Origin of the sequence: Gordonia sp. HS-NH1, assembly GCF_001418765.1 — a bacterium.
Taxonomy (GTDB): domain Bacteria; phylum Actinomycetota; class Actinomycetes; order Mycobacteriales; family Mycobacteriaceae; genus Gordonia.
The window spans coordinates 82,356-104,072 of the sequence record NZ_LIYC01000015.1 but is presented as its reverse complement, the minus strand read 5'-3'; the positions used below and the strand labels follow the sequence as shown (position 1 = coordinate 104,072).

Annotated in this window: 19 protein-coding genes; 13 read left to right on the top strand and 6 right to left on the bottom strand. The window is 67.4% G+C overall.

Translation table 11 applies throughout. The features are described from left to right. Window positions 1-653 precede the first annotated feature (653 nt). Entirely contained in the window at window positions 654-1,253 is a 600-nt protein-coding gene (locus AMD30_RS12750; RefSeq protein ID WP_010842365.1) for a hypothetical protein, read from the bottom strand. A 369-nt stretch (window positions 1,254-1,622) separates the two neighbouring features. Between AMD30_RS12750 and AMD30_RS12745 the strand changes: the two genes are divergently transcribed. The 4 genes from AMD30_RS12745 (at window position 1,623) to AMD30_RS12730 (ending at window position 6,535) form a co-directional block, all read left to right on the top strand. Then, on the top strand, window positions 1,623-3,233 hold the full coding sequence (locus tag AMD30_RS12745; protein ID WP_010842366.1) for an aldehyde dehydrogenase (NADP(+)): 1,611 nt from the start codon (window positions 1,623-1,625) through the stop codon (window positions 3,231-3,233). 25 nt (window positions 3,234-3,258) lie between these two features. Continuing rightward, on the top strand, window positions 3,259-4,191 hold the full coding sequence (locus AMD30_RS12740; protein ID WP_010842367.1) for a 5-dehydro-4-deoxyglucarate dehydratase: 933 nt from the start codon (window positions 3,259-3,261) through the stop codon (window positions 4,189-4,191). A 6-nt stretch (window positions 4,192-4,197) separates the two neighbouring features. Then, a complete protein-coding gene (locus tag AMD30_RS12735) occupies window positions 4,198-5,535 on the top strand; it encodes a glucarate dehydratase family protein (RefSeq protein ID WP_231632711.1) in 1,338 nt (445 codons plus the stop codon). Window positions 5,536-5,641: 106 nt separating this feature from the next. After that, a complete protein-coding gene (locus tag AMD30_RS12730; protein WP_010842369.1) occupies window positions 5,642-6,535 on the top strand; it encodes a LysR substrate-binding domain-containing protein in 894 nt (297 codons plus the stop codon). Window positions 6,536-6,643: 108 nt separating this feature from the next. Here the strand turns inward: AMD30_RS12730 and AMD30_RS12725 are convergent, their stop codons facing one another. Both AMD30_RS12725 and AMD30_RS12720 read right to left on the bottom strand, forming a co-directional pair. Beyond that, on the bottom strand, window positions 6,644-7,039 hold the full coding sequence (locus tag AMD30_RS12725; RefSeq protein ID WP_010842370.1) for a universal stress protein: 396 nt from the start codon (window positions 7,037-7,039) through the stop codon (window positions 6,644-6,646). After that, a complete protein-coding gene (locus AMD30_RS12720; RefSeq protein WP_010842371.1) occupies window positions 7,039-8,079 on the bottom strand; it encodes a 2-hydroxyacid dehydrogenase in 1,041 nt (346 codons plus the stop codon). The genes AMD30_RS12725 and AMD30_RS12720 overlap by 1 nt, the downstream gene beginning before the upstream one ends. A gap of 371 nt (window positions 8,080-8,450) precedes the next feature. Between AMD30_RS12720 and AMD30_RS12715 the strand changes: the two genes are divergently transcribed. From AMD30_RS12715 to AMD30_RS12675, 9 genes are all read left to right on the top strand, one after another. Next, complete coding sequence (locus tag AMD30_RS12715) at window positions 8,451-10,025, top strand: ABC transporter substrate-binding protein (protein ID WP_010842372.1); 1,575 nt, start codon at window positions 8,451-8,453, stop codon at window positions 10,023-10,025. Between the two features lie 17 nt (window positions 10,026-10,042). Then, window positions 10,043-10,969 carry an ABC transporter permease gene (locus tag AMD30_RS12710; protein WP_010842373.1) on the top strand — a complete coding sequence of 309 codons (927 nt, stop codon included), beginning with the start codon at window positions 10,043-10,045 and terminating at the stop codon, window positions 10,967-10,969. 31 nt (window positions 10,970-11,000) lie between these two features. Continuing rightward, the gene (locus AMD30_RS12705) at window positions 11,001-11,999 is read left to right on the top strand and encodes an ABC transporter permease (protein WP_010842374.1); all 999 of its coding nucleotides are present in this window, start codon (window positions 11,001-11,003) and stop codon (window positions 11,997-11,999) included. Continuing rightward, window positions 11,996-13,015, top strand: coding sequence for an ABC transporter ATP-binding protein (locus AMD30_RS12700; RefSeq protein WP_010842375.1), 1,020 nt, complete (start codon window positions 11,996-11,998; stop codon window positions 13,013-13,015). Before AMD30_RS12705 ends, AMD30_RS12700 begins: the two co-directional genes overlap by 4 nt. Further along, on the top strand, window positions 13,008-14,075 hold the full coding sequence (locus tag AMD30_RS12695) for an ABC transporter ATP-binding protein (protein WP_010842376.1): 1,068 nt from the start codon (window positions 13,008-13,010) through the stop codon (window positions 14,073-14,075). Before AMD30_RS12700 ends, AMD30_RS12695 begins: the two co-directional genes overlap by 8 nt. A gap of 28 nt (window positions 14,076-14,103) precedes the next feature. Further along, a complete protein-coding gene (locus AMD30_RS12690; RefSeq protein ID WP_010842377.1) occupies window positions 14,104-14,823 on the top strand; it encodes a sulfite exporter TauE/SafE family protein in 720 nt (239 codons plus the stop codon). Window positions 14,824-14,843: 20 nt separating this feature from the next. Further along, on the top strand, window positions 14,844-16,202 hold the full coding sequence (locus AMD30_RS12685) for an enolase C-terminal domain-like protein (protein WP_010842378.1): 1,359 nt from the start codon (window positions 14,844-14,846) through the stop codon (window positions 16,200-16,202). Between the two features lie 4 nt (window positions 16,203-16,206). Then, the gene (locus tag AMD30_RS12680) at window positions 16,207-17,229 is read left to right on the top strand and encodes a 2-hydroxyacid dehydrogenase (protein WP_010842379.1); all 1,023 of its coding nucleotides are present in this window, start codon (window positions 16,207-16,209) and stop codon (window positions 17,227-17,229) included. A gap of 297 nt (window positions 17,230-17,526) precedes the next feature. Further along, entirely contained in the window at window positions 17,527-18,903 is a 1,377-nt protein-coding gene (locus AMD30_RS12675) for an IS1380 family transposase (RefSeq protein ID WP_055475874.1), read from the top strand. A 293-nt stretch (window positions 18,904-19,196) separates the two neighbouring features. On the opposite strand, the gene aqpZ is transcribed toward AMD30_RS12675, so the two are convergent. The 3 genes from aqpZ to AMD30_RS12660 form a co-directional block, all read right to left on the bottom strand. Continuing rightward, on the bottom strand, window positions 19,197-19,976 hold the full coding sequence (gene aqpZ / locus AMD30_RS12670; RefSeq protein WP_010842380.1) for an aquaporin Z: 780 nt from the start codon (window positions 19,974-19,976) through the stop codon (window positions 19,197-19,199). Window positions 19,977-20,135: 159 nt separating this feature from the next. Then, on the bottom strand, window positions 20,136-20,897 hold the full coding sequence (locus AMD30_RS12665; protein WP_010842381.1) for a pirin family protein: 762 nt from the start codon (window positions 20,895-20,897) through the stop codon (window positions 20,136-20,138). Window positions 20,898-20,970: 73 nt separating this feature from the next. Beyond that, window positions 20,971-21,645, bottom strand: coding sequence for a DUF1345 domain-containing protein (locus AMD30_RS12660; RefSeq protein ID WP_010842382.1), 675 nt, complete (start codon window positions 21,643-21,645; stop codon window positions 20,971-20,973). Window positions 21,646-21,717: the final 72 nt, after the last annotated feature.

Genomic DNA, 21,717 nt, shown 5'->3' with positions numbered 1-21,717 from the left:
CGAATGGGGGCGCATTTCAGGATGAGTCGGTTCGAGTTGGGGAACATGCGGAGTGCGTCCCGCCGGGCCTTCGCGCTCTCGCCTTGGGTTGCAGTCGCACGTCCCGTTGCTCCGTTTGAGCTGGCGGCATCTCACTTGAAGGACCTGAACGGCAGAGGATACTGCCCGCGCCGCATGGGCGCACGCTCGGCGAGCTCACTGGTTCCACAGCATGCCCGCGCGGAGTGGAGCAGCGGTCGGTGGCTGTAGGACCGGAGGCCGGCGCGTAGAGACGGGCGCTGGTCTCCATTGATTCGCAGCCACATTCACGCGCGTATGTGCTGATCTCGGTCGCCCTGTCGCGTCGCGAGGTAACCCGCTGATCCGCGACGCCCCGGCCGGGTCCGCTGTCCGCGGACGACGTGCAGTGTCGACTTGTGAACGCATGACTCGGCCAGAGGTGTGGTCAAGTAGTGCGGGCGGGTGGGACGCGTGTCCGCTGTCCAGGGCAGGCGACCGGTGCGCGACCGCCCTCCATCACGACGGAGTCCAGCCACTCGCGGACCGCGCATCGTCGAAAATGAAGAATCCCCAACCCCGCTCAGCGGAGTTGGGGATTCGGTGTCAGGCCGCGGTCCGGTGGGATACTCGGGCAGCGGTGTCTTTGCTCGGTCTCAGGGCGTGTTGATCCAGTCCAGGATCGACTGGCCGGCGCGGGGATCGCCGTTGTTGATGCCGATGACCGCGCCGATGGCAGCGCCGACGCCGGCGCCCCAGACGCAGCCGACGATGACGATGCAGCCGATGACGAGTCCGGCGAGCGCGCCGATCGCGGTCGTGACGTTTCCGCCGCGGTTCCAGCCGTTGGTGATGTGCCAGATCATCTTCTGGTAGGCGCGGTCCTTCTTCGCCGACGCCGGGCGGACACCGGCCGCGATCGCGGCGCGCGCCTCAGGGGAGAGGATCGGCGTGAACGTCGCCTGGGTGCGATCGGCGGAGACCTGCGCGCGCATCGGAACCGCGGCGCCGTCGAAAGGCAGCACGAGTCCGATCCGTTCGATGGTCCGTCCGCGGGAGTCGACGACCTGGAGCTCCTGCTCGCCCGCGACGAACGTCGCGTTGCGCAGCTGGGAGACGATGGAGGTCCCGTCGGCGGACGCGCTCGAGTGGTGGGACGGCAGCGCGGGCGCGGGTGCGCCGTTGGCGGTGCCGAAGGAGATGGTGAGTGCCGAGATGGCCAGGGCCATGACGGCGATCAGGCGAATGCGCTTCATCGGTTCTGGATTCCGCTTTCGTCGAGTGGATGGTGTGCGCGATCCGACGGACGGCACATCAGGTGTGGCTCGGTGAATGTGCGTTATGTCGGGTTCGGCGCAGTGATTGTCCCATCAGAGGTTGTCTTCCGTCCGACCGGAGGCTCGGCGTGGGCCGTCCGGATGACGCATCGGACATCGGTCGGCCGCTCCCGGCGCGAGCGAATCACCTGGAATGATTCATCATCCGCATTGATGGCGTCACTAATTGACTTGGACATGAATGGATGACCGACTCTACGGTCGGGACATGGCCGAACTCGGCGCGAGGCCGTCGCCGACGGCGACCGCCACTCCGGCAGACGCAGACTCACAAGGAATGGGACCACGATGACCATTGCGCACCGACCCGCACCGCTGACGACGCAGGACCTCACCGGCCAGCTGATCATCGCGGGTGAGGGGGTGACCGGCTCCGGGAATGCCGTCCACGGCATCGACCCCACCACCGGTGGGCGACTGCTGCCCGCATACGCACACGGCACCGAGGCCGATGTCGTCCGTGCGACCGCGGCCGCGGCAGACGCCTTCGCGCCCTACCGGGCGAACTCGTCGGAGGACCGGGCGCACTTCCTCTCCACGATCGCCGACAACCTCGACGCCGCGACCGAGGTCCTCGTCGAGCGCGCGGTCGCCGAGACCGGGCTCCCGGCGGCGCGCATCACCGGCGAGGTCGGTCGTACCTCGGGCCAGCTCCGCCTGTTCGCCTCGGTGCTGCGGGAGGGCAGCTGGCACGGCGCCCGGATCGACCCCGCACGCCCGGACCGCACGCCACAGCCGCGCGCCGACATCCGGCAGCGCAAGATACCGCTCGGGCCGGTGGCCGTCTTCGGCGCCAGCAACTTCCCGCTCGCGTTCTCGGTCGCCGGCGGCGACACCGCATCGGCGCTCGCGGCCGGGTGTCCGGTCGTGGTCAAGGCGCACGACGCCCACCCCGGCACATCGGAACTCGTCGGCCGTCTGATCACCGACGCGGTCGCCGTCACCGGGATGCCTGCGGGTACGTTCTCGCTGCTGTACGGCGCCGGACCCGAGCTCGGCATCGCACTTGTCACCGACCCGCACATCAAGGCGGTGGGATTCACCGGATCACGTTCGGGTGGAACGGCTCTCGTCGCAGCCGCGGCATCTCGGCCCGAACCCATCCCGGTGTATGCGGAGATGAGTTCGATCAACCCCGTCTTCCCGCTCGATGGTGCGCTGCGCGCCGACGCGGCGGGCCTCGGCCGCGCGTTCGTCGGCTCACTGACGATGGGATCGGGACAGTTCTGCACCAATCCCGGCCTCGTCATCGCCGTCGACGGCCCCGACCTCGACACCTTCGTCGCTGCGGCCGCCGAAGCGATCTCCGCGTCCACCCCGACGCCGATGCTGACTCCGGGAATCGCTGCGAGCTACGCGTCGGGTGTGGACGAGTTCGTCTCCGCCGCGGACGTCATCGCTCGGTCGGAGGAGTCGAATGCGCCCAATACGTGTCGGGCCGCGCTCTTCGGCACCGATGCCGAGACCTTCCTCGCGTCGGCGACGTTGCAACAGGAGATCTTCGGGTCGTCGAGCCTCGTGGTGCGATGCCGAGATGCGCAGCAGGTACGAGAGGTGGCCGCAGAGCTCGAAGGTCAGCTCACCGCGACCGTCCATGCCGTGGACTCCGACCGGGAGGATGCCCGCATCCTGCTCGAGGCCCTGGAACTCAAGGCCGGCCGAATCCTCTTCAACGGGTGGCCGACCGGTGTCGAGGTCGGACACGCGATGGTCCACGGCGGACCGTATCCGTCCACCTCCGACAGCCGTACCACCAGCGTCGGGTCGCTCGCCATCGAGCGATTCCTGCGACCCGTGGCCTATCAAGACGTTCCGCCGGCACTGCTGCCGCGGCCGATCGCCGACGGCAACCCCGACAACATCTGGCGCCGCGTCGACGGCGAACTCATCCGCGACTGAACCACACCCCATCCAAGGAGTCCCAATGCTCAACGGCGTCCTGTTCTTTCCCGTCACACCCTTCGACAGCAGCGGTGAGGTGGACTACCGGCGCCTCGCCGAACACATCGACCGCGGGGTGGCGGCCGGCCCCGGTGGCGTCTTCGTCGCCTGCGGCACCGGCGAGTTCCACGCGCTCGGACTCGAGGAATTCGGCCGGATCGTCCGGTGCGCGGTCGAGACCGTCGCGGGTCGCGTCCCGGTGTTCGCCGGTGCCGGCGGCTCGATCATCCAGGCCCGGGAGTTCGCGGTGAGTGCGAAAGCCAATGGCGCCGAGGGTATCCTGCTGCTGCCCCCGTACCTGGTGACGATGCCACCGGCCGGCCTCGCCGAGTACACGCGATCTGTCGCGGCGGCCACCGACCTGCCGCTGATCGTCTACAACCGTGGCAACGCGGTGTTCGACGAGGAGTCGGCGATCGAGGTCGCCCAGCTGCCGACCGTCATCGGTTTCAAGGACGGCACCGGGGACCTCGACAACGTGTCGCGCATCGTGATCGCGGTGAAAGAGGCGCTGGGGGACTCCAAGGAGTTCCTGTTCTTCAACGGCCTGCCCACCGCGGAGATCACGCAACAGGCCTACCGTGCCATCGGGGTGACCCTGTACTCGTCGGCAACCTTCGCCTTCGCCCCGGAACTGGCTCTCGCCTTCTACAACTCGCTGGAGAACGGCGACGTCGAGTTGACCGAGGCGTTGTTGCGAGAGTTCTTCCATCCCTTGGTCCGTCTGCGTAACACCGTGCCGGGGTACGCCGTCGCGCTCGTGAAGCACGGTGTGACGATGGAAGGGATCGACGCCGGCCCGGTACGCGCGCCGTTGGTTCAGCCGACGCCTGAGCACCAGGCCGAGCTCGAGCGGATCACCGCAGCCGGCCGGGCGGTGCTGGCAACCACTCTCGCCGTCCAGGCCGCGGTCTGAGAAGTCATGTCGACGAACACAATGGACACGGCGCCGGTCGGCTTGTCCGCCATCGAGACTCCACGGGCCGACACCACGATCGCGAAGGTCACCGTCACCCCGGTCGCCTTCGTCGACCCGCCGTTGCTCAACACGGTGGGTGTTCACCAGCCCTACGCACTCCGGGCGATCATCGTGATCGAGACGGCCGATGGTGTGCGCGGACTCGGCGAGACCTACGCCGACACTGCGCATCTCACCCGGATGGAGGCCGCCGCCGAGGCGATCATCGGTCTCGACGCGTTCGCACTCCACCGACTCCGGGACGCGATCGACGCCCGGATCTCGACGCTGACGGTCACCGGAGGCGACGGGGTCGCCGGGATGATCACCACGGCCAGCACGACCGATCGTGTCTTCTCGCCGTTCGAGGTCGCCTGTCTGGACATCCAGGGCAAGACCCTCGGCCGCCCGGTGAGCGACCTGCTGGGCGGACGTGTGCGGGACCGGGTTCCGTTCAGCGCGTATCTGTTCTACAAATGGGCGGCCCACCCCGGCGCCGCCGGCACCAACGGTCTGCCGGACGAATGGGGTGAGGCGATCGACCCGGGCGGCTTGATCCGACAGGCCCATCGGATGATCGACCGGTACGGGTTCACCGCGATCAAACTCAAGGGCGGGGTGTTCGACCCCGACGAGGAGATCGCCGCGATCAAGGCGCTGCACACGGAGTTTCCCGGCGTGCCGCTACGTCTCGACCCCAACGCGGCGTGGACCGTGGAGACTTCGCTGCGCGTAGCGGCGGAGCTCGAGGGCATCGTCGAGTACCTGGAGGACCCGACCCCGGGCCTCGACGGGATGGCCCGGGTCGCCGAGCAGGCGAGCATGCCGCTCGCGACCAACATGTGTGTCGTGGCCTTCGACCATCTCGAACCCGCGGTGCGGAAGCGGTCGGTCTCGGTCGTGCTGTCCGACCACCACTATTGGGGCGGACTGCAGCGGTCGCGCCTCCTCGGCGGAATCTGCGACACCTTCGGACTGGGCCTGTCGATGCACTCCAACTCCCACCTGGGTATCAGTCTCGCCGCGATGGTGCATCTGGCGTCCGCGACACCCAACCTCACCTACGCCTGTGACACCCACTGGCCCTGGAAGACCGAGGATGTGGTCAAGCCAGGAGCCCTCCGCATCGTCGACGGTGCGGTACCGGTCCCGACCGGCCCGGGACTGGGTGTCGAACTCGACGAGGAGTCGCTCGAGGCGCTGCACCAGCAGTACCTCGACTGCGGCATCCGCGATCGGGACGACACCGGCTACATGCAGTCCATCGATCCCGGCTTCGTGAACTCCAGCCCGCGGTGGTGACCACCGGACGCGGTCTGGATGAACCCTCGACCGGCACCGGAGACGTCGGCTAGCGTCATCCACACCACCCCGTAGATCACGGGGCCACGATGCCGAAAGTGGATCGATGTTCTCTCTGTCGCGCCTGTCCTGCTTCATCGCGGTCGCCGAGGAGCTGCATTTCGGCCGAGCCGCCGAGCGGCTGCACATGACGCAACCCCCGCTGAGCCGGCAGATCCAGCAGCTGGAGCACGAACTCGGCGTCCAGCTGATCGAACGCAGCAGCCGGGCGGTGTCGCTCACCGCGGCCGGTGCGGCATTCCTTCCCGACGCGCGGCGGATCGTGGCGCTCGCCGAGGGGGCGGCGCTGACCGTCCGCCGCGTGCCGGCCGGCGACCTGGGGACCGTCAACATCGGTTTCACGGGTGCCTCGGCGCGGGCGGTGTTGCCCCGCCTCATGCAGACCGCCCGTGAGAAGCTGCCCGACGTACGGCTCGTGCTGCGGGAGATGGTCACCGTCGCGCAGGTCGAGGCGCTGGTTCGTGGGGATCTCGACCTCGGCATCGTCCGGCCACCGATCTCCCGGCCCGGTGTGAATTCTCGTCCGCTGCACCATGAACGGCTGGTCGCCGCCTTGCCCGCCGATCACGAGTTCGCCGACGTCGAGCACCTGGCGATCGAGGACTTCGACGGTCAGGCGGTCATCATGTACTCGCCCACGGACGCTCGGTACTTCAACGAGCTGCTCATCAGTACGTTCACCGCGGTCGGGGCATCGCCCCGCTACGTCCAGTACGTCACCCAGGTGCACACCATGCTCGTGCTGGTGCATTCCGGGTTGGGTATGGCGCTGGTGCCGGAGTCAGCGATGACCATGCACCCCGACGGCGTGGTCTTCAAGGAGGTGACCGCGATCCGCGATCGCCCCGTACAGATGAACATCGCCTGGCGTGCCGACAACGCCAACCCGGCCCTGGCGCGGCTGATGAGAGACGTTCTGCCCGAACGGGAATGGATCTGACGGCGACCTGGATTCTCGGAGAACCGATCCCGTCGACTGTGCGCCAATTCCCGTCGACTGGACCGGCAGAACTCATGTCGTCGACGCGACCTCGATCGAAGTCGCCGGTCAGACTGCGGCGCGTACGGGAGGTTTGACCGCGACCACCGGACACTGTGCGTCGAGCAGCACACGCTGGACCACGCTGCCGGTCAGCAGTTTGCCGACCGGTGAACGCCTGCGCTGGCCGATGACCAGGAGCTCGGCCGCGTCGTCGTAGGACGCGTCGATGAGTTGATCGGCGTGCGACAGACCCGGATCGTTCTCGGCGACACGGTAGTCCACCTCGCCGGCCGCCGCGACGTCGCGGGCCTCCTTGAGATCGATCAGGAACTGCGGGGACGCGGCATCGTCACCGTCGGCCACGACCACGACGTCGGTGCCGCGCATCCGGGCCTCGGCGAAGCCGAACGGAAGTGCGCCGCGACCTTCGGGTGTCGGGAGATAGCTGAGGACGACAGACATCAGATGTCCTTTCGCAGCACGGGATTCGGGGCGACGACCGGGGTCGACAGATCGCCTGTCCGGAGGAACGACTCGAGGTTGGCGAGGGTGAGTTCTTCCATGGCGGCACGGGTCTCGACCGTGCCGCTCGCGAGGTGGGGGAGCAGTACGACGTTGTCCATGGACAGCAGCTCCGCGGGTACCTCCGGCTCGTGTGCGAACACGTCCAGGCCGGCGCCGGCCAGTCGTCCGTGCCGAAGCAGGTCGACGAGCGCGTTCTCGTCGACGACGCTGCCGCGGGCCACGTTGATGAGGTAGCCGTCGGGACCCAACGCCTCGAGGACGTCTCGATCGACGAGATGGCGCGTGTTCGCTCCACCGGCGGCCGCGACGATCAGCACGTCTGCCTGCGCGGCGAGCTCGACCGGTGACGCCGCGTAGCGGTACGGGGAGCCGGCCACCGGGCGCCGGTTGTGGTACGAGATCCGGCAGCCGAAGGCCTCGAGACGGTGGGCGATCGCGGACCCGATGCGCCCCAGCCCGAGGATGCCGATGTCGGTACCGGAGACCTTGCGGGTGAGGGGCACGTTGCCCTCCGCGGGCCAGCGTCCGGCGCGGACGAACCGATCGGCCGCGGAGAGTCCCCGCATCGTGTCGAGCAGCAGTCCGACGGCGGTGTCGGCGACACAGTCGGTGAGGACGTCCGGGGTGTTGCTGACCCCGATGCCGAGTTCGGTTGCTCGAGCGACGTCGGTGGTGTCGTATCCGACGCCGAAGTGGACGATGGCGCCGAGGTTCGGCAGTGCGGCCATCAGGCCGGCGTCGACCCCGGTCCGGCCGGAGGTCACGACCGCGGTCACCGCCTCTGCATTGCGTGCGAGGAAGGAAGCCCGCGTCTCGTCGTCGTCCGGCAGTCGCTCGGCGCCATAGGTGTCGGCGAGTCGCTCCTCGAGCGAGGGCTTGAGGGGTCCGACTCGCAGAACAGAGCCGTGCTGAAATGAAAAAGACTCTGGTGCAACGGGTTCCGGTGCTGTCGCGGTACCGGCCGAACTGCTCGTCATGATTGACCTCCAGGAGTGCAGGACACAGACCGGTCCTTCGGTGGATGGGTTCCACGCTAGAAGCGGCCACGGATACCTGTCCAACACGCAAATAACATGGATCGATACTCAAACAGTATGGATGCGGCGTCGTCGATTCGGAAGGCGGAACGCCGGAGCGGAAAACTGTCAGGTCAGCGGCGTTTTCGAGCGATCCGGGCGTCGGCCCGGATGCTCTGCGGGAGGGGCCAAAAGCCGCCGAAACGGCCTTCTACTGGGCTTTTGCTCTGTTGACGCCGTCATTCCCACGCTCATAGCGTGTGTCTACCGTCACAAACGCGGTCGAGCCCACCGCGAGATCACCCCCAGCTTCTCTGTCAACGGAGGTCCCCATGCAGATCGCAGCCCTGCGATCCCGGAAGCGCCCCTCGGCGTGTCTGATGACCCTGTCCGCGGTGGCCGTGCTCGCTGCCAGCGGTTGCAGCGTCGCGAACACGACCGCCGGCGAGAGCGCCTCCCCGGACACCCTGCGCATCGTCCTGCCCCAGGAACCGCCCACCCTGGAACCCTGCGATGCCTCCCTCACCGCGACCGGCGTCGTCGTCCGATCCAACATCACCGAGCCCCTCATCGAACGAAACCCGGACAGCGGCGCCCTGGAGCCGAGTCTCGCGACCGAGTGGAGGCAGGTGGAGCCGAACGTCTGGCGATTCACCACGGCCTCGGGGGTTGAGTTCAGCAACGGGCAGCCGTTCGACGCCGAGGATGCCGCGTTCTCGATCCGCCGCACGTTCAACGGCGCTATCGGTTGCGACGTCAACGGCTATGTCTTCGACGACAGCACGCGCGAGGTGAGTGTCGTCGACCCGAACACGATCGAGGTCCGGACGGAAACGCCCGATCCGATCCTCCCGCTGCGCCTGTCCTTCATCGAGATCGTCCCGCGTACCACCGTCGCCGATGACAAAGTGCGCGTCCCGATCGGGACCGGGCCCTACATGGTCGACTTCTGGGATTCCGGCCAGCGGGTCGCGCTCAAGGCGAATCCGAACTATCACGGCGACGCGCCGCAGTTCAGCCGCGCGGTGTACCAGTGGCGCGGCGAGGGCAGCGTGCGCGCCGCGATGGTGACCAACGACGAGGCGGACATCGCCACGTCGCTGGGACCCGAGGACGGAGCAGGCGATCTCGGCACCGCCTACACCAACAACGAGACGACGGCGCTGCGCATGCAGGCCACCGATGCCCCGCTGAACGATCAACGGGTGCGGGAGGCCATCGATCACGCCATCAATCGCGACGGTATCGTCAGCGCGCTGTTCCAGGGGCTCGGCACCCCCGCGGCCCAGCTGGTCGGCAAGGGCATCGTCGGGTACAACGATCGGCTCGAGCCGACCTCCTACGACCTGGACCGTGCGAAGGAACTGGTCGACGAAGCCCGGGCCGACGGTGTACCGGTCGACCGCACGATCCGGCTCATCGGGCGTACGGGCCAGTTCCCGAAGATCAACGAGACCATCGAGAACATCCAGTTCACCCTCGATCGGATCGGCCTGGACGTCGACATCGAGATGATGGACACGTCCGGTCAGATGCAGTACCAGACAAGGCCATTCGTTCCCGGATCGGGACCCGTGCTGTTGATGATCATGCACGGCAACCAGGCCGGTGACACCCAGTTCACCCTGGACCAGTACATGCTGTCCGACGGCTACCAGAGCACCTACGGCACCGCGGCGTACGACGAGCAGATCCGCGCCGCCGAGGCGCTGACCGGAGCGGCACGTCAGGATGCGCTCGCCGCGGTACTGGCGGCCGAACCCCGCGAGATCCGCCAATATGCCTACATCGCGCACATGCAGGCGGTCCTCGGCAAATCGAGTCGTATTGCCTACCAGCCCAATTCGGCCACCGGCGATGAGATGCGTCTCGCCGAGATGACCCACGCGCCAGCCCAGAACGACTGAAACAGAGGCGATGACCGATGCTCACCTTCCTCCGGCGCCGGATGTTCACCAGCCTGATCCCGCTGATCATCGTCTCGTTCGGCGTGTTCTTCATGGCTCGGCTGACCGGCGACCCCACCAATCTCTACCTACCCGTCTCCGCCACCCCGGACCAGCGTGCCGAGTTCGCCGCGGCCAACGGGCTCGACAAGCCGATCTGGCAGCAGATGACCGACTATCTGACCGGGGTGCTGCACCTCGACTTCGGTGAGTCGCTCAAGACGGGGCAGGAGGCGGCAGGCATGGCGCTCCGCGCCTTCCCGGCCACCCTGCAGCTCGCGTTCGTCACGTTGATCCTGTCGATCCTCGGGTCGATCGTGATCGGCTGCTGGGCGGCCTACCGACCGAACTCCCTCGCCGACCGCTTCTCGAGCCTGCTGTCGATGACCGCGGCCAGCGTCCCCGACTTCTGGTTCGCGATCACCGGGATCTGGATCTTCGCGGTGGTGTTCGGCTGGTTGCCGACGTCGGGGACCGGCGGGATGCTGGCCTGGGTCCTGCCCATCGCGACCCTGATGATCCGGCCGCTCGGCGTACTCACCCAGGTCGTGCGCGGTGCCATGGTCTCCGCGCTCTCGGCGCCCTACGTCAAGGTGGCACGCAGCAAGGGGGCGGGGGATCTGCGGATCGTCACCCACCACGCCCTGCGCAACGCGGCCGCCCCGGCCCTCACCGTCGCAGGCGATCTCGCGGTCGGCCTGATCAACGGTGCGGTCATCGTCGAGGCCATCTTCGGATGGCCCGGCATCGGCAAGCTGATGATCGATTCGATCCTGCAACGTGACTTCGCGGTCCTGCAGGCAGCGGTGCTCCTCACCGCCATCAGCATCTTCATCCTGAACATCGTCATCGACGCGGGTCTCGCCCTTCTGGACCCCCGCGTTCGTGACAAGGCCACGGTCTAGTCGCCGGCGACCATCGAGGAGTTCTGACAAAATGTCCATCGTCACCGATCCCGTCGACACGACGAGTCCCGTCGCCTCGACCGACATCACCGGCGACTCCGTCGCCACCAAGAAGGTGCCAGCCGGGCAGCTGCCGTTGTGGCGGTTGCTGTTCCGCGACAAGTTCGCGACGGTCGCGGCGGGCATCCTGACCATCGTCCTGCTCACCGCGATCTTCGGTCCGTGGCTCGTCGGCGACGCCGCCACCGACCAGAACCTCGACGAGTCGAATCTCCCGCCGTTCAACCTGGACACGGGTTGGATGAACGTCCTGGGCACCGACCCGCTCGGACGCAGCATGCTCGCCCGGCTCATCGTCGCGTGTCAGACCACGCTGATGGTCTCCCTGCCCGCGGTGATCATCTCGTGCGTCGTCGGTTCGGCGATCGGCATGTGGGCGGGATACCACCGCGGGTGGCGGGAGACCACGGCGATGCGCATCGCCGACGTCATCATGAGCTTCCCGTCCCTGCTGCTCGCCGTCGTGATCCTGTACGTGTTCTCACCGAGTGCCGCCAACATCATCGCGGTGCTGGCGATCACCCGCATCCCGATCTACCTGCGGACCGCACGAGCCGAATCCGCCGAGCTCCAGAGCCGTGTGTTCGTCGACGCGGCAAGGACATTCGGCGCGAGCAGCGGTGCCATTCTTCGTGGTCACGTGATGCCGATCCTGCTTCCGACGCTGCTCACGGTCGCCACCCTCGACTTCTGTTACGTGATGCTCGCCGAGTCGTCGCTGTCGTTCCTCGGCATCGGAATCCAGCCGCCCGACATCAGCTGGGGACTGATGGTGTCGCAGGGCCGGACCTACCTGCAGACCGCCTGGTGGCTGTCGTTCTTCCCCGGCCTGGCCATCGTCATCACGACCGTGTCGGCCACGATGCTGGCCGCATGGGCGCGGATCGCGACCGATCCCGGCCAGCGGTGGCGACTGACCACCCCGAACGCCCGCAAGCGGTTCTTCTCCTCACGAAAGGCGCTGCGATGAGTGCTCCTGCCCTCGACCGGCCCGATGCCGGCACCGACGACCGCGTCGCGCTCGACGTCGTCGACCTGACCGTCGATCTGCGGACCCCCACCGGGACCGTCCGCGCCGTCGATCATGTCTCCTTCCGTGCCCGGCGCGGCGAAACGCTGGCGCTGCTCGGCGAATCCGGGTGCGGCAAGTCGATGACCGCACAGGCGCTGGTCGGTCTGCTCGACCCGATCGCCTCGGTCTCCGACGGGTCGATCACGCTCGACTCCGTCGATCTGGTCTCCGCGTCGCCGTCTAAGCGGCGCAACATCGCCGGCACCGAACTCGCGATCGTGTTCCAGGACGCACTGACCGCGCTCAACCCGGTCTACCCGGTCGGCACCCAGCTCGCCGAGCCGTTCCGCATCCATCGCCGGATGTCGAGGAAGAAGGCCCGCCTCGAGGCGATCGAACTGATGCGTCACGTGGGCATCCCGGAACCGGAGTCCCGGGTCGACTCCTATCCCCACCAGTTCTCGGGCGGGATGCGGCAGCGTCTGCTGATCGCGATGGCGGTGGCGCTGAGCCCCAAGGTGCTGCTCGCCGACGAACCCACCACCGCGCTCGACGTCACGGTGCAGGCCCAGATCATGGCCCTGCTGAGCCGCCTCCGCACCGAGCACGACATGGCGGTCGTCCTGATCACCCACGACCTCGCGCTCGTCGCCGAACAGGCCGACCGCGTCGCGATCATGTACGCCGGCAACGTCGTCGAGACCGGACCGGTCGCCGAGGTCTTCGGCAGTCCGAAACACCCGTACACCAAGGGACTTCTCGATTCGGTACCCGTCAGTGCCGAACGGGGCGCCGACCTGAAGTCGATCGGCGGGACCCCGCCCGACCTGCACTCCATCCCGGCGGGCTGCGTGTATCAGGCGCGGTGTCCGCTGGCTCGGGCGCGGTGCGTCCAGCAACGCCCGACCCTCACGGCCACCGGCGCCGACCGCGCCGCCGCCTGCCACTTCTCGGAGGAGATCGGCAATGCCTGAGACGACGACGAGGTTCGACAAGACCCCGGCTCCGGCGGGCGGGGTCACCCCCGACACCAGTCGGGTCCTCGAGGTGCGCGACGTCGGAAAGACGTTCGCGGTGTCCGGCAAGGGCGGACGCAAGCAACTGCGGGCACTCGACGGGATCGACCTCGAGCTCCGCCGGGGCGAGACACTCGGACTCGTGGGCGAATCAGGTTGCGGCAAATCGACTCTCGCACGGACGCTGATGATGCTCGAGCGTCCCGACTCCGGCACCGTCCGTTGGGACGGCACCGATCCCTATCGGCTCAAGGGCAAGGACCTGCTCGCCCTGCGCCGCAAGGTGCAGATGGTGTTCCAGGATCCGTACGCCTCACTGAACAACCGCATGACGGCGGCCGAGATCATCGGCGAGCCGTGGCGCACCCACAAGGATCTGTACCCCCGCAAACGGGACCGGGCAGCTCGGGTACGCGAACTGCTGCACCTCGTCGGGCTGCGTCCGAGCGACGAACACCGCAGTCCCCAGGAGTTCTCCGGCGGTCAGCGTCAGCGGCTGGGGATCGCTCGCGCGCTGGCGCTCGATCCCGAGGTGATCATCTGCGACGAGCCGGTGTCCGCCCTGGATCTGTCGGTACAGGCACAGGTGCTGAACCTGCTCAACGAACTCCAGCAGGAACTCGACATCTCCTACATCTTCATCTCCCATGACCTGTCCGTGGTCCGGCATGTGGCCGACCGGGTCGCGGTGATGTACCTCGGCAGGATCGTCGAGACGGGCAGCACCGAAGCCGTGTTCGACCATCCCGCGCACCCCTACACCGAGGCGCTGATGTCCGCGGCGCCGACCCTCGACGCCGAGAACCGCCGTGAGCGAATCCTTCTCAGCGGCGAGGTGCCCTCGCCGCTCAACCCGCCGTCGGGATGCCGCTTCCGGACGCGCTGCGCCCACGCCACCGACGTCTGCGCGACCGCCCTCCCGCCGGCCGTTGCCGACGGGCACCAGGCGGGTCACGTCGCCGAGTGCTACCACCCCCGCGGACGGGTCGCGCTGGGCATGCCCGCGCCGGCGGCATGAGTGCGCCCAGCATGAATGCCTCGGCCGCGTGAGCGTCGTCGCATGCGTGGTCATCGCCGTCGCCGTCTTCCTGGCGTCGTGCATGCAGGCCTCGATCGGATTCGGGATGGGCATGCTCGCGGCACCGGTGGTTGCCCTGGTGGCGCCGACGCTGCTTCCCGGCATGTTGATCGCCTCCGCGACGACCGTGACGTTGCTGGTCGTCATCCGCGAGCGGGGGAGCCTGGACCTGCGCGGTACCGGGTGGGCGCTGATCGGCCGGGTCCCCGGGACCATCGCGGGCGCCCTGTTGCTGGTGTGGTTGCCGACCCGTGGGCTGTCGCTGTTGCTGGCCGCGGTCGTCCTCGGCGGGGTCGCGGTCGCGTCGGTCGGGTGGCGGCCGGCACCTGTGCGCCGCAACCTGGCGACCGCTGGCGCGGCGTCGGGATTGCTCGGCACGGCGACGTCCATCGGTGGACCACCCATGGCACTGGTGTACTCCGGCAAGGAGAACGCACACGTTCGCAGCAACATGAGTGCGTTCTTCCTCGTCGGAAGTCTGATGTCGCTGGGCGCCCTCGCCGCGACCGGGAGCCTCCGCGCGGAGATCCTCTGGGCATTTCTCGCACTGACACCGATCGTCGTCCTGGGCTTCGTCGCCTCCCGCGTCGTCAACCGGGTGCTCGACCGGAACCGGCTGCGCACCGTGTCGATCACGGTGTCGGCCATCGGCGCCGCCCTGCTCATCGGGCAACAGATCTTCTTCTGACACACGTGAAAGGACCAATCATGACGACAGCGACTTCGGCGCCGCGCGCCACGACGACCCCGGTCGTCACCGAGATGCGGGTGATCCCGGTTGCCGGACGGGACAGCATGCTGCTCAACCTCTCCGGTGCGCACGCCCCGTTCTTCACGCGCAACCTCGTGGTCCTCACCGACTCCGAGGGCAACCAGGGGGTCGGCGAGGTCCCCGGCGGTGAACCGATCCGGACCACGCTCGACGATGCGCGTCCGATCGTCGAGGGGCGCGGTATCGGCGAGTACAACGCGGTCCTGCAGGACATCCGGCGGACCTTCGCCGACCGCGACCGGGGCGGACGCGGAGACCAGACCTTCGACCAGCGCATCACGATCCACGCGGTGACAGCCGTCGAATCGGCGCTGCTGGATCTCGTGGGCCAGCACCTCCGGGTACCGGTGGCCGCTCTGCTGGGAGAGGGACAGCAACGCGACCGGGTCGCCGCGCTGGGCTACCTGTTCTTCGTCGGGGACCGCACCAAGACGAACCTGGACTATGCCGACGGTGCCGGCGAGGCCGACGACTGGTTGCGCCTGCGCCATCAGGAGGCTCTCGACGCGGAGGGTGTCGTCGCGCTCGCCGAGGCGGCCCAGAAGCGCTACGGTTTCGCAGATTTCAAGCTGAAGGGCGGAGTACTGTCGCCCGATGAGGAGGCCGAAGTCGTCACCGCGCTCGCCGAGCGCTTTCCGACGGCGCGGGTGACCCTGGACCCCAACGGCGGGTGGTTGCTCGAGGAAGCCATCCGGATCGGTGGACGCCTGCGCGATGTGGTCGCGTACGCCGAGGATCCGGTGGGGCCGGAGGGCAGGTTCTCCGGCCGTGAGGTCATGGCCGAGTTCAAACGCGCGACCGGACTCCCGACCGCGACGAACATGATCGCGACCGACTGGCGCGAGCTGGGACACACGATCCGGACGAACGCCGTCGACATCCCGTTGGCGGATCCGCATTTCTGGACCATGGCCGGCTCCGTGCGCGTCGCGCAACTCTGTGATGCCTGGGGCCTCACCTGGGGCTCGCACTCCAACAACCACTTCGACGTCTCGCTTGCCATGTTCACGCACGTCGCGGCCGCCGCACCGGGCGAGATCACCGCGATCGACACGCACTGGATCTGGCAGGACGGACAGCGCCTGACCACCGAGCCGTACGAGATCGTCGACGGCCATCTCTCGGTTCCCGACCGGCCAGGACTCGGCGTCGAACTCGACATGGAGCAGGTGGAAGCGGCCCATCAGCTGTACCGCTCCGAAGGGCTCGGAGCGCGGGACGACGCGATCGGGATGCAGTTCCTCATCCCGGACTGGACCTTCGACAGCAAACGCCCCGCACTCGTGCGGAGCTGAGGCGGTGACGGAATCGGGGAGCGACGTCCTGAAAGTCGTGGTGGGCGAACGCAATTTCGCGCCACACCGCGAATTGTTCGAGAGCCTGCTGCCCGCCGGTGTCGACACCTCCTGGCACGCGGCCTTCGACGAGGTCGCACTCGTGGCCGATCTGACCGACGCCGATGTCTATGTCGGCGGCCGGGTGACGCCGGCGATGGCCCGAGCGGGTTCGGGGCTGCGGCTGGTGCTCACCGGCGGTGCCGGGACCGACAAGGTGAGTTTCGATGATCTTCCGGTGCACACCGAGGTGGCCAACACGTTTCACCATGAGGACTCGATCGCCGAGTACATCGCCGCCGCGGTGGTGGCGGTGCGCCGCGACCTTCTCGTCCAGGACGCGGCCCTCCGGCAGGGGTCGTGGGCGTCGGCGGTCTATCGAGACGGCGTTCCGCAACCACAGACCCTCCGCGGGGCCATGATCGGTTATGTCGGCTTCGGCCACATCGGTCGGCGAACCGCGGATCTGATGGGGGCATTCGGCGCGCGGGCCTGTGCGGTGACGGGCTCCGGCCGGGTCTCCGACGCCTCCGGGCTCGAATGGCACAGCGACACCGCCGATCTCGGCCGTCTGATGACGGAATCCGACGTCGTGGTCGTCTCCGCGCCGCTGACGTCGAGCACGACAGGGATGATCGACAACGCGCAGCTGCGACGGCTCGGGGCCGCGGGTGTGCTGGTGAACGTGGGCCGCGGCCCGCTCGTGGTCGAGCAGGATCTGTTCGAGGCGCTACGGGACGGGGTGATCGGTGGCGCCGCGATCGACGTCTGGTATCGCTATCCGACCGCCGGTGATCACGCGGATCCGTCGGAACTGCCGTTCGGCGAACTGCCCAATGTCCTGATGACCCCCCACATCTCGGGAGTCACCCGCGACACCTTCATCGGGCGGGTGCACGACATCACCGACAACATCTCCCGGCTGCGGTCGGGACGAGAGATCTTGCGCGTCGTCAGCAGGCCTCAATCGCCCAGCGCAACCGTGTGATTGAGCCTGACCCGAAAGACCCGACCCCGCTGCTCCCTGAAAGAAGCGACCACACTGCTCCCTGAGGTGCGAGGAGCGATAGCGACGAGCCTCGAAGGGCCTGGTGACGCAAGTTTCGGAGCCCTTCGTGGCTCGCTTCGCTCGCACCTCAGCCTGGATATTTCACTGATGTTGCTGGTGTTCGGCGTGTGATACGCGAAAGTGCCTGTCTGCCTTGTGATTATTGATTCACCACAAACAAATAGTCACAAGAAGAAAGGCACCTCGCAGGTGAAGAATAACGTGTATCCCGAGTTGATGGTGGACCCTACGCGCACTGAGTCGGTGCTGACGACCTCGGGCGGGGTGTTGCTGACGAAAACCGTGCAGGTCTCGGGCCTGGGAGCCGAGCTGACCGCGGCGATGGCGCCGTGGCGGACCGCGGCGACGGTCCATGATCCGGCCAAGATCGTGCTGGATCTGGCGCTCACCTTGGCGACCGGTGGTGACTGTGTGGCCGATGTGGCCACAGTCCGGGCTCAGCCACAGTTGTACGGGCAGGTGGCCTCTGATCCGACGATTTCGCGGGTGATCAGCAGGCTGGCTACCGATGTCGAGGCGGTCAGTACCGCGATCAGCGCGGCTCGCGCCGCGGCGCGGGAGCGGGTGTGGGGCATTGCCCGCCCGTTGGAGGGCACTGCGGGCAGCATCGATGGCGGGCTGGTGATCGTTGATCTCGATGCCACGACCGTGACCGCCGGCTCGGCCAAAGAACAGGCCCAGAAAACGTATAAGCGGGTGTTCGGGCATTCCCCGATGTGTTCGTTCGTCGACCACGGCGCCTTCGGCACCGGGGAAACACTGAACCTGGACCTGCGGCGTGGAGGTGCCTCACCCAAAGGTGCGGACATGCACATCGCGGCCCTCGAGGCGGCGTTGGCCCAGCTGCCCGCCGCTGAACGCGCCCAGGTGCTCATCCGTACCGATTCGGCCGGGTGTGCCAAAGAGTTCCTGGCCCACCTGGCCGAGCAACGCCTGCAGTACTCGGTCGGGTTCACCATCTCCGAACTGGTCAAAGACGCATTGGACGTGCTGCCTGAGGCCGCCTGGGTGACCGCGATCAACACCGACGACGCCGATCCACGAGCTGATGCCCAGGTCGCCGAGATCACCGACCACATGCCGCGCTCGGTCCGTGACACCGAAACCGCCTACGAGCCCTGGCCACCCGGGATGCGGCTGATCGCGCGCCGCGAATATCCCCACAACGGAGCCCAACACCTCATCACCGACATCGAGGGCCGCCGCTACACCGTGTTCGCCACCAACACCCGCGGCCGCGGCTGGACACTGCCGATCCTGGAACTGCGTCACCGTCAACGTGCCCGCGCCGAAGACCGTATCCGCTGCCTCAAAGACACCGGCATGGCCAACCTACCGTTCGACTCATTCGCCAAAAACCAACTGTGGCTCGATATCGTCGCCCTGGCCTCCGACCTCATTGCCTGGACTCAAACCCTCGGCTACCACCGCCACGACCCCATCCGCCGCTGGGAACCCAAACGCTTGCGCCACCGCCTGTTCACCGTCGGCGGCAAGATCATCACCCACGCCCGCACCACCACCCTGCGACTACCCACCGACTGGCCCTACAACCACCACATACGCCACGGCTGGCAACGCCTCACCGCCTAACCAGCCCCTCGGTCACCGCGCCCCGTCACCGCCGCCCACCCCACCTCAGAACCCGAACAACCAGCGAACCCAACGCTGGCGATCCACCCTGCCCACACACCAGCACCAACCATCAAAAGGCGACACCGACAACCGATCGGCGAAACCCTACCCACCCGTGAAAGATTCAGGCTCAGGGAGCAGTGATCGGACCACATGCTCCGGGGCACCGGACAGAACGATGTCGGATGCGAACATCGATCCGCGCGTGGAACCTCGGAACTGACGTAGCGATCCGTCCCGAGCGGATCCGCTCAGGCGTCGGCTGTCTCGACCCGGTCCGGATCGGTTGCTGCGCGCTTCCCGTTCTGGAACAGGAGGGGGTAGAGGAGGCCGCCGATGAGTCCGCCGATCAGCGGGGCGAGCCAGAAGGCCCACAGCTGACCCGGGGCGCCGTTGCCGTTGAAGAAGGCGACCGCCGTCGAACGTGCCGGGTTGACCGAGGTGTTGCTGATCGGGATCGAGATCAGATGGATCAGGGTGAGGCACAGGCCGATGGCCAGTGGACCGAAGCCGGCGGGAGCGCGACCGTCGGTCGCACCCAGGATCACGATCAGGAAGAAGGCCGTCAACAGGATCTCCGCGATCAGCACCGCGGCCAGAGAGTAGTTGCCGGGGGAGTGTTCGCCGAATCCGTTGGCGGCCATGTTGCCCTCGGCGTCGAAACCGGGTTGACCCTTCGCGATGAGGAAGAGCATCAGACCGGCGAGCAGACCACCCACGACCTGCGCGATCCAGTAGGTGGGCAAATCTTTCCAGGACAGGCGACCGCTGACGGCGGCACCGAGCGTGATCGCAGGATTGAAGTGTGCTCCCGACACGTGCCCGACCGCGTAGGCCATGGTGACCACGGTCAGTCCGAAAGCCAGCGCGACACCGAGGAATCCGATTCCGACCTGGAAGGTGTCCTGGCCGTCTTCGGATTGGGCGATCTGCTTGGCGGCGTAGATGGCACTACCGCATCCGCCGAACACCAACCAGAAGGTGCCGAAGAACTCAGCCGCAAGTCGTGCTGCGGGCGACGGAGAAGGCATGGACGTCCTTTCGCTCGGTGACCTGACCGTCGAGGCGCGCGAGGTGCCTCACCGTTCGAATGGCTCACACCCTAGCGGTGCTGCGCAAACAGGCAGCAATATAACAAATCATGTGCAGATCAGTGAACAGTTAGGAGCTGCGGGATGTCCCGGCGACGGTCAGCGGGAAAACGTCGTGTGCATCTCCCAGAACAGGATCTCGGCTTCGGTTGTCGTGGAGACGGTGAGGGCGCCGTGGTCGGTCGTGCGCAGAGCGTCACCCTCGACGAGTCGTGCGCCGTCGTCGAGGTCGACGACGCCCCGGGCCACGTAGAGATGTCCGAACGGTGCCGGGGGCAGGGTGACCGATTGTCCGGGTCCGAGACGCGCGACGTGCAGTGCCGCGTCCGGGTTCTTGAGCGAGATCGCCGTGGTGGTGGCGTGTCCGGCCATTCCGGAAGCAACCGTCACCAGCCCGCCGGTGGCGAGGTCGGCGCTGAAATCGCGCTCGGCGTAACCGGGTTCACCCCCGGCGTGCTCGGGAGCGACCCACATCTGGACGACACGCAGGTCCCGGTCTTCGCTGCGCCGGGAAGCGTTCGCCTCTGTGTGGGTGATACCGCGGCCCGCGCTCATCCGCTGTGCGACGCCGGGGGTGATCACGCCGGCGTTGCCAAACGAATCACGATGAGCCACTGCGCCTTCGAGAACCCACGTGACGATCTCGGCGTCGCGGTGGAAGTGGGCCTCGAAACCTTCGCCGGCGTCGACGCGATCGTCGTTGTGGACGAGCAGGATGCCGTGTGCATTCGCGGTCAGGTCGAAGTTGCCGGTGACCGGGAAGGACTGGCGGGAATCGAGCCACTCGCTCCGGAAGACGTACCGGTCGGCGCCCCGGATGACCTGCCGCGACGTCGTGGTCGTGGCCCGTGTTTCGCTCATCGTCGATTCCGATCTCGTCCGGGGACTACGTCGGCTCAACCGCCACGTCGCCGACGCTATTCCGGTAGCACGGCTAGTCGAGGAGATTGACCGCGTTGGCCACGACCAGGCTGAGGATGACGATCGACAACAGTGACTGCGATGCCATCGCGAGCTTCGAGCGACGCGACAGCGGCATCACGTCGGTGGGACTGAACGCAGTTGCGTTCGTCAGTGCCAGGTAGAGGTAGTCGAAGAAGACGGGCCGCCAGTCCGGTGCTGCCAAGCGGGGCTCGAGTTGCTGGGGAAACGCGAGATCCGGGCGTTCGGCCGGGTGCAGGTGCCGGTTCACCGGACCGCCGCCGTCGAGTTCCCAGTAGAGGAACGCGAACGCGATGACGGTCTGCAGCCAGACGAGTGCTCCGGCGACCAGCAACTCGTTCGCCGCCTCGGTCTGCGGATTGCCGTACAGGAGATCCCACACGAGTCGTCCCGCAGCCCAGGCCGCGCCCGCGGCGATGGCCACGACGAGACCGATCGAGAGTGCACGGACCCACCGTCCGGGACGGTCGATCCGGCCGGGATCCACCACGATCAGCATCAGCAGCACGGTCCCCTCGATCGCCGGGAGCAGCCAGGAGACGCCGGCGGCGTAGCGCGCGGGGAGCAGGAACGGGATCGCCATCGCGACCAGCACGAACCCCGATGCCGTCCAGCGTTGCTCGGCGCGGGGCAGGTTCTCCCCGGGAACTCGGTCGTCATCGTTCATCCGGAGGCCTTCGGTGTAGGGGCTACGACACGTTCGGCCAAGACCGTTGACTCGACGTGCCCGGCTCGTACT

What these genes read in the sequence shown, in the direction of transcription:
- AMD30_RS12750 (WP_010842365.1), bottom strand. Translation starts at nt 1,253, where the DNA reads ATGAAGCGCATTCGCCTGATCGCCGTCATGGCCCTGGCCATCTCGGCA.
- AMD30_RS12745 (WP_010842366.1), top strand. Translation starts at nt 1,623, where the DNA reads ATGACCATTGCGCACCGACCCGCACCGCTGACGACGCAGGACCTCACC.
- AMD30_RS12740 (WP_010842367.1), top strand. Translation starts at nt 3,259, where the DNA reads ATGCTCAACGGCGTCCTGTTCTTTCCCGTCACACCCTTCGACAGCAGC.
- AMD30_RS12735 (WP_231632711.1), top strand. Translation starts at nt 4,198, where the DNA reads ATGTCGACGAACACAATGGACACGGCGCCGGTCGGCTTGTCCGCCATC.
- AMD30_RS12730 (WP_010842369.1), top strand. Translation starts at nt 5,642, where the DNA reads ATGTTCTCTCTGTCGCGCCTGTCCTGCTTCATCGCGGTCGCCGAGGAG.
- AMD30_RS12725 (WP_010842370.1), bottom strand. Translation starts at nt 7,039, where the DNA reads ATGTCTGTCGTCCTCAGCTATCTCCCGACACCCGAAGGTCGCGGCGCA.
- AMD30_RS12720 (WP_010842371.1), bottom strand. Translation starts at nt 8,079, where the DNA reads ATGACGAGCAGTTCGGCCGGTACCGCGACAGCACCGGAACCCGTTGCA.
- AMD30_RS12715 (WP_010842372.1), top strand. Translation starts at nt 8,451, where the DNA reads ATGCAGATCGCAGCCCTGCGATCCCGGAAGCGCCCCTCGGCGTGTCTG.
- AMD30_RS12710 (WP_010842373.1), top strand. Translation starts at nt 10,043, where the DNA reads ATGCTCACCTTCCTCCGGCGCCGGATGTTCACCAGCCTGATCCCGCTG.
- AMD30_RS12705 (WP_010842374.1), top strand. Translation starts at nt 11,001, where the DNA reads ATGTCCATCGTCACCGATCCCGTCGACACGACGAGTCCCGTCGCCTCG.
- AMD30_RS12700 (WP_010842375.1), top strand. Translation starts at nt 11,996, where the DNA reads ATGAGTGCTCCTGCCCTCGACCGGCCCGATGCCGGCACCGACGACCGC.
- AMD30_RS12695 (WP_010842376.1), top strand. Translation starts at nt 13,008, where the DNA reads ATGCCTGAGACGACGACGAGGTTCGACAAGACCCCGGCTCCGGCGGGC.
- AMD30_RS12685 (WP_010842378.1), top strand. Translation starts at nt 14,844, where the DNA reads ATGACGACAGCGACTTCGGCGCCGCGCGCCACGACGACCCCGGTCGTC.
- AMD30_RS12675 (WP_055475874.1), top strand. Translation starts at nt 17,527, where the DNA reads ATGGTGGACCCTACGCGCACTGAGTCGGTGCTGACGACCTCGGGCGGG.
- aqpZ (WP_010842380.1), bottom strand. Translation starts at nt 19,976, where the DNA reads ATGCCTTCTCCGTCGCCCGCAGCACGACTTGCGGCTGAGTTCTTCGGC.
- AMD30_RS12665 (WP_010842381.1), bottom strand. Translation starts at nt 20,897, where the DNA reads ATGAGCGAAACACGGGCCACGACCACGACGTCGCGGCAGGTCATCCGG.
- AMD30_RS12660 (WP_010842382.1), bottom strand. Translation starts at nt 21,645, where the DNA reads ATGAACGATGACGACCGAGTTCCCGGGGAGAACCTGCCCCGCGCCGAG.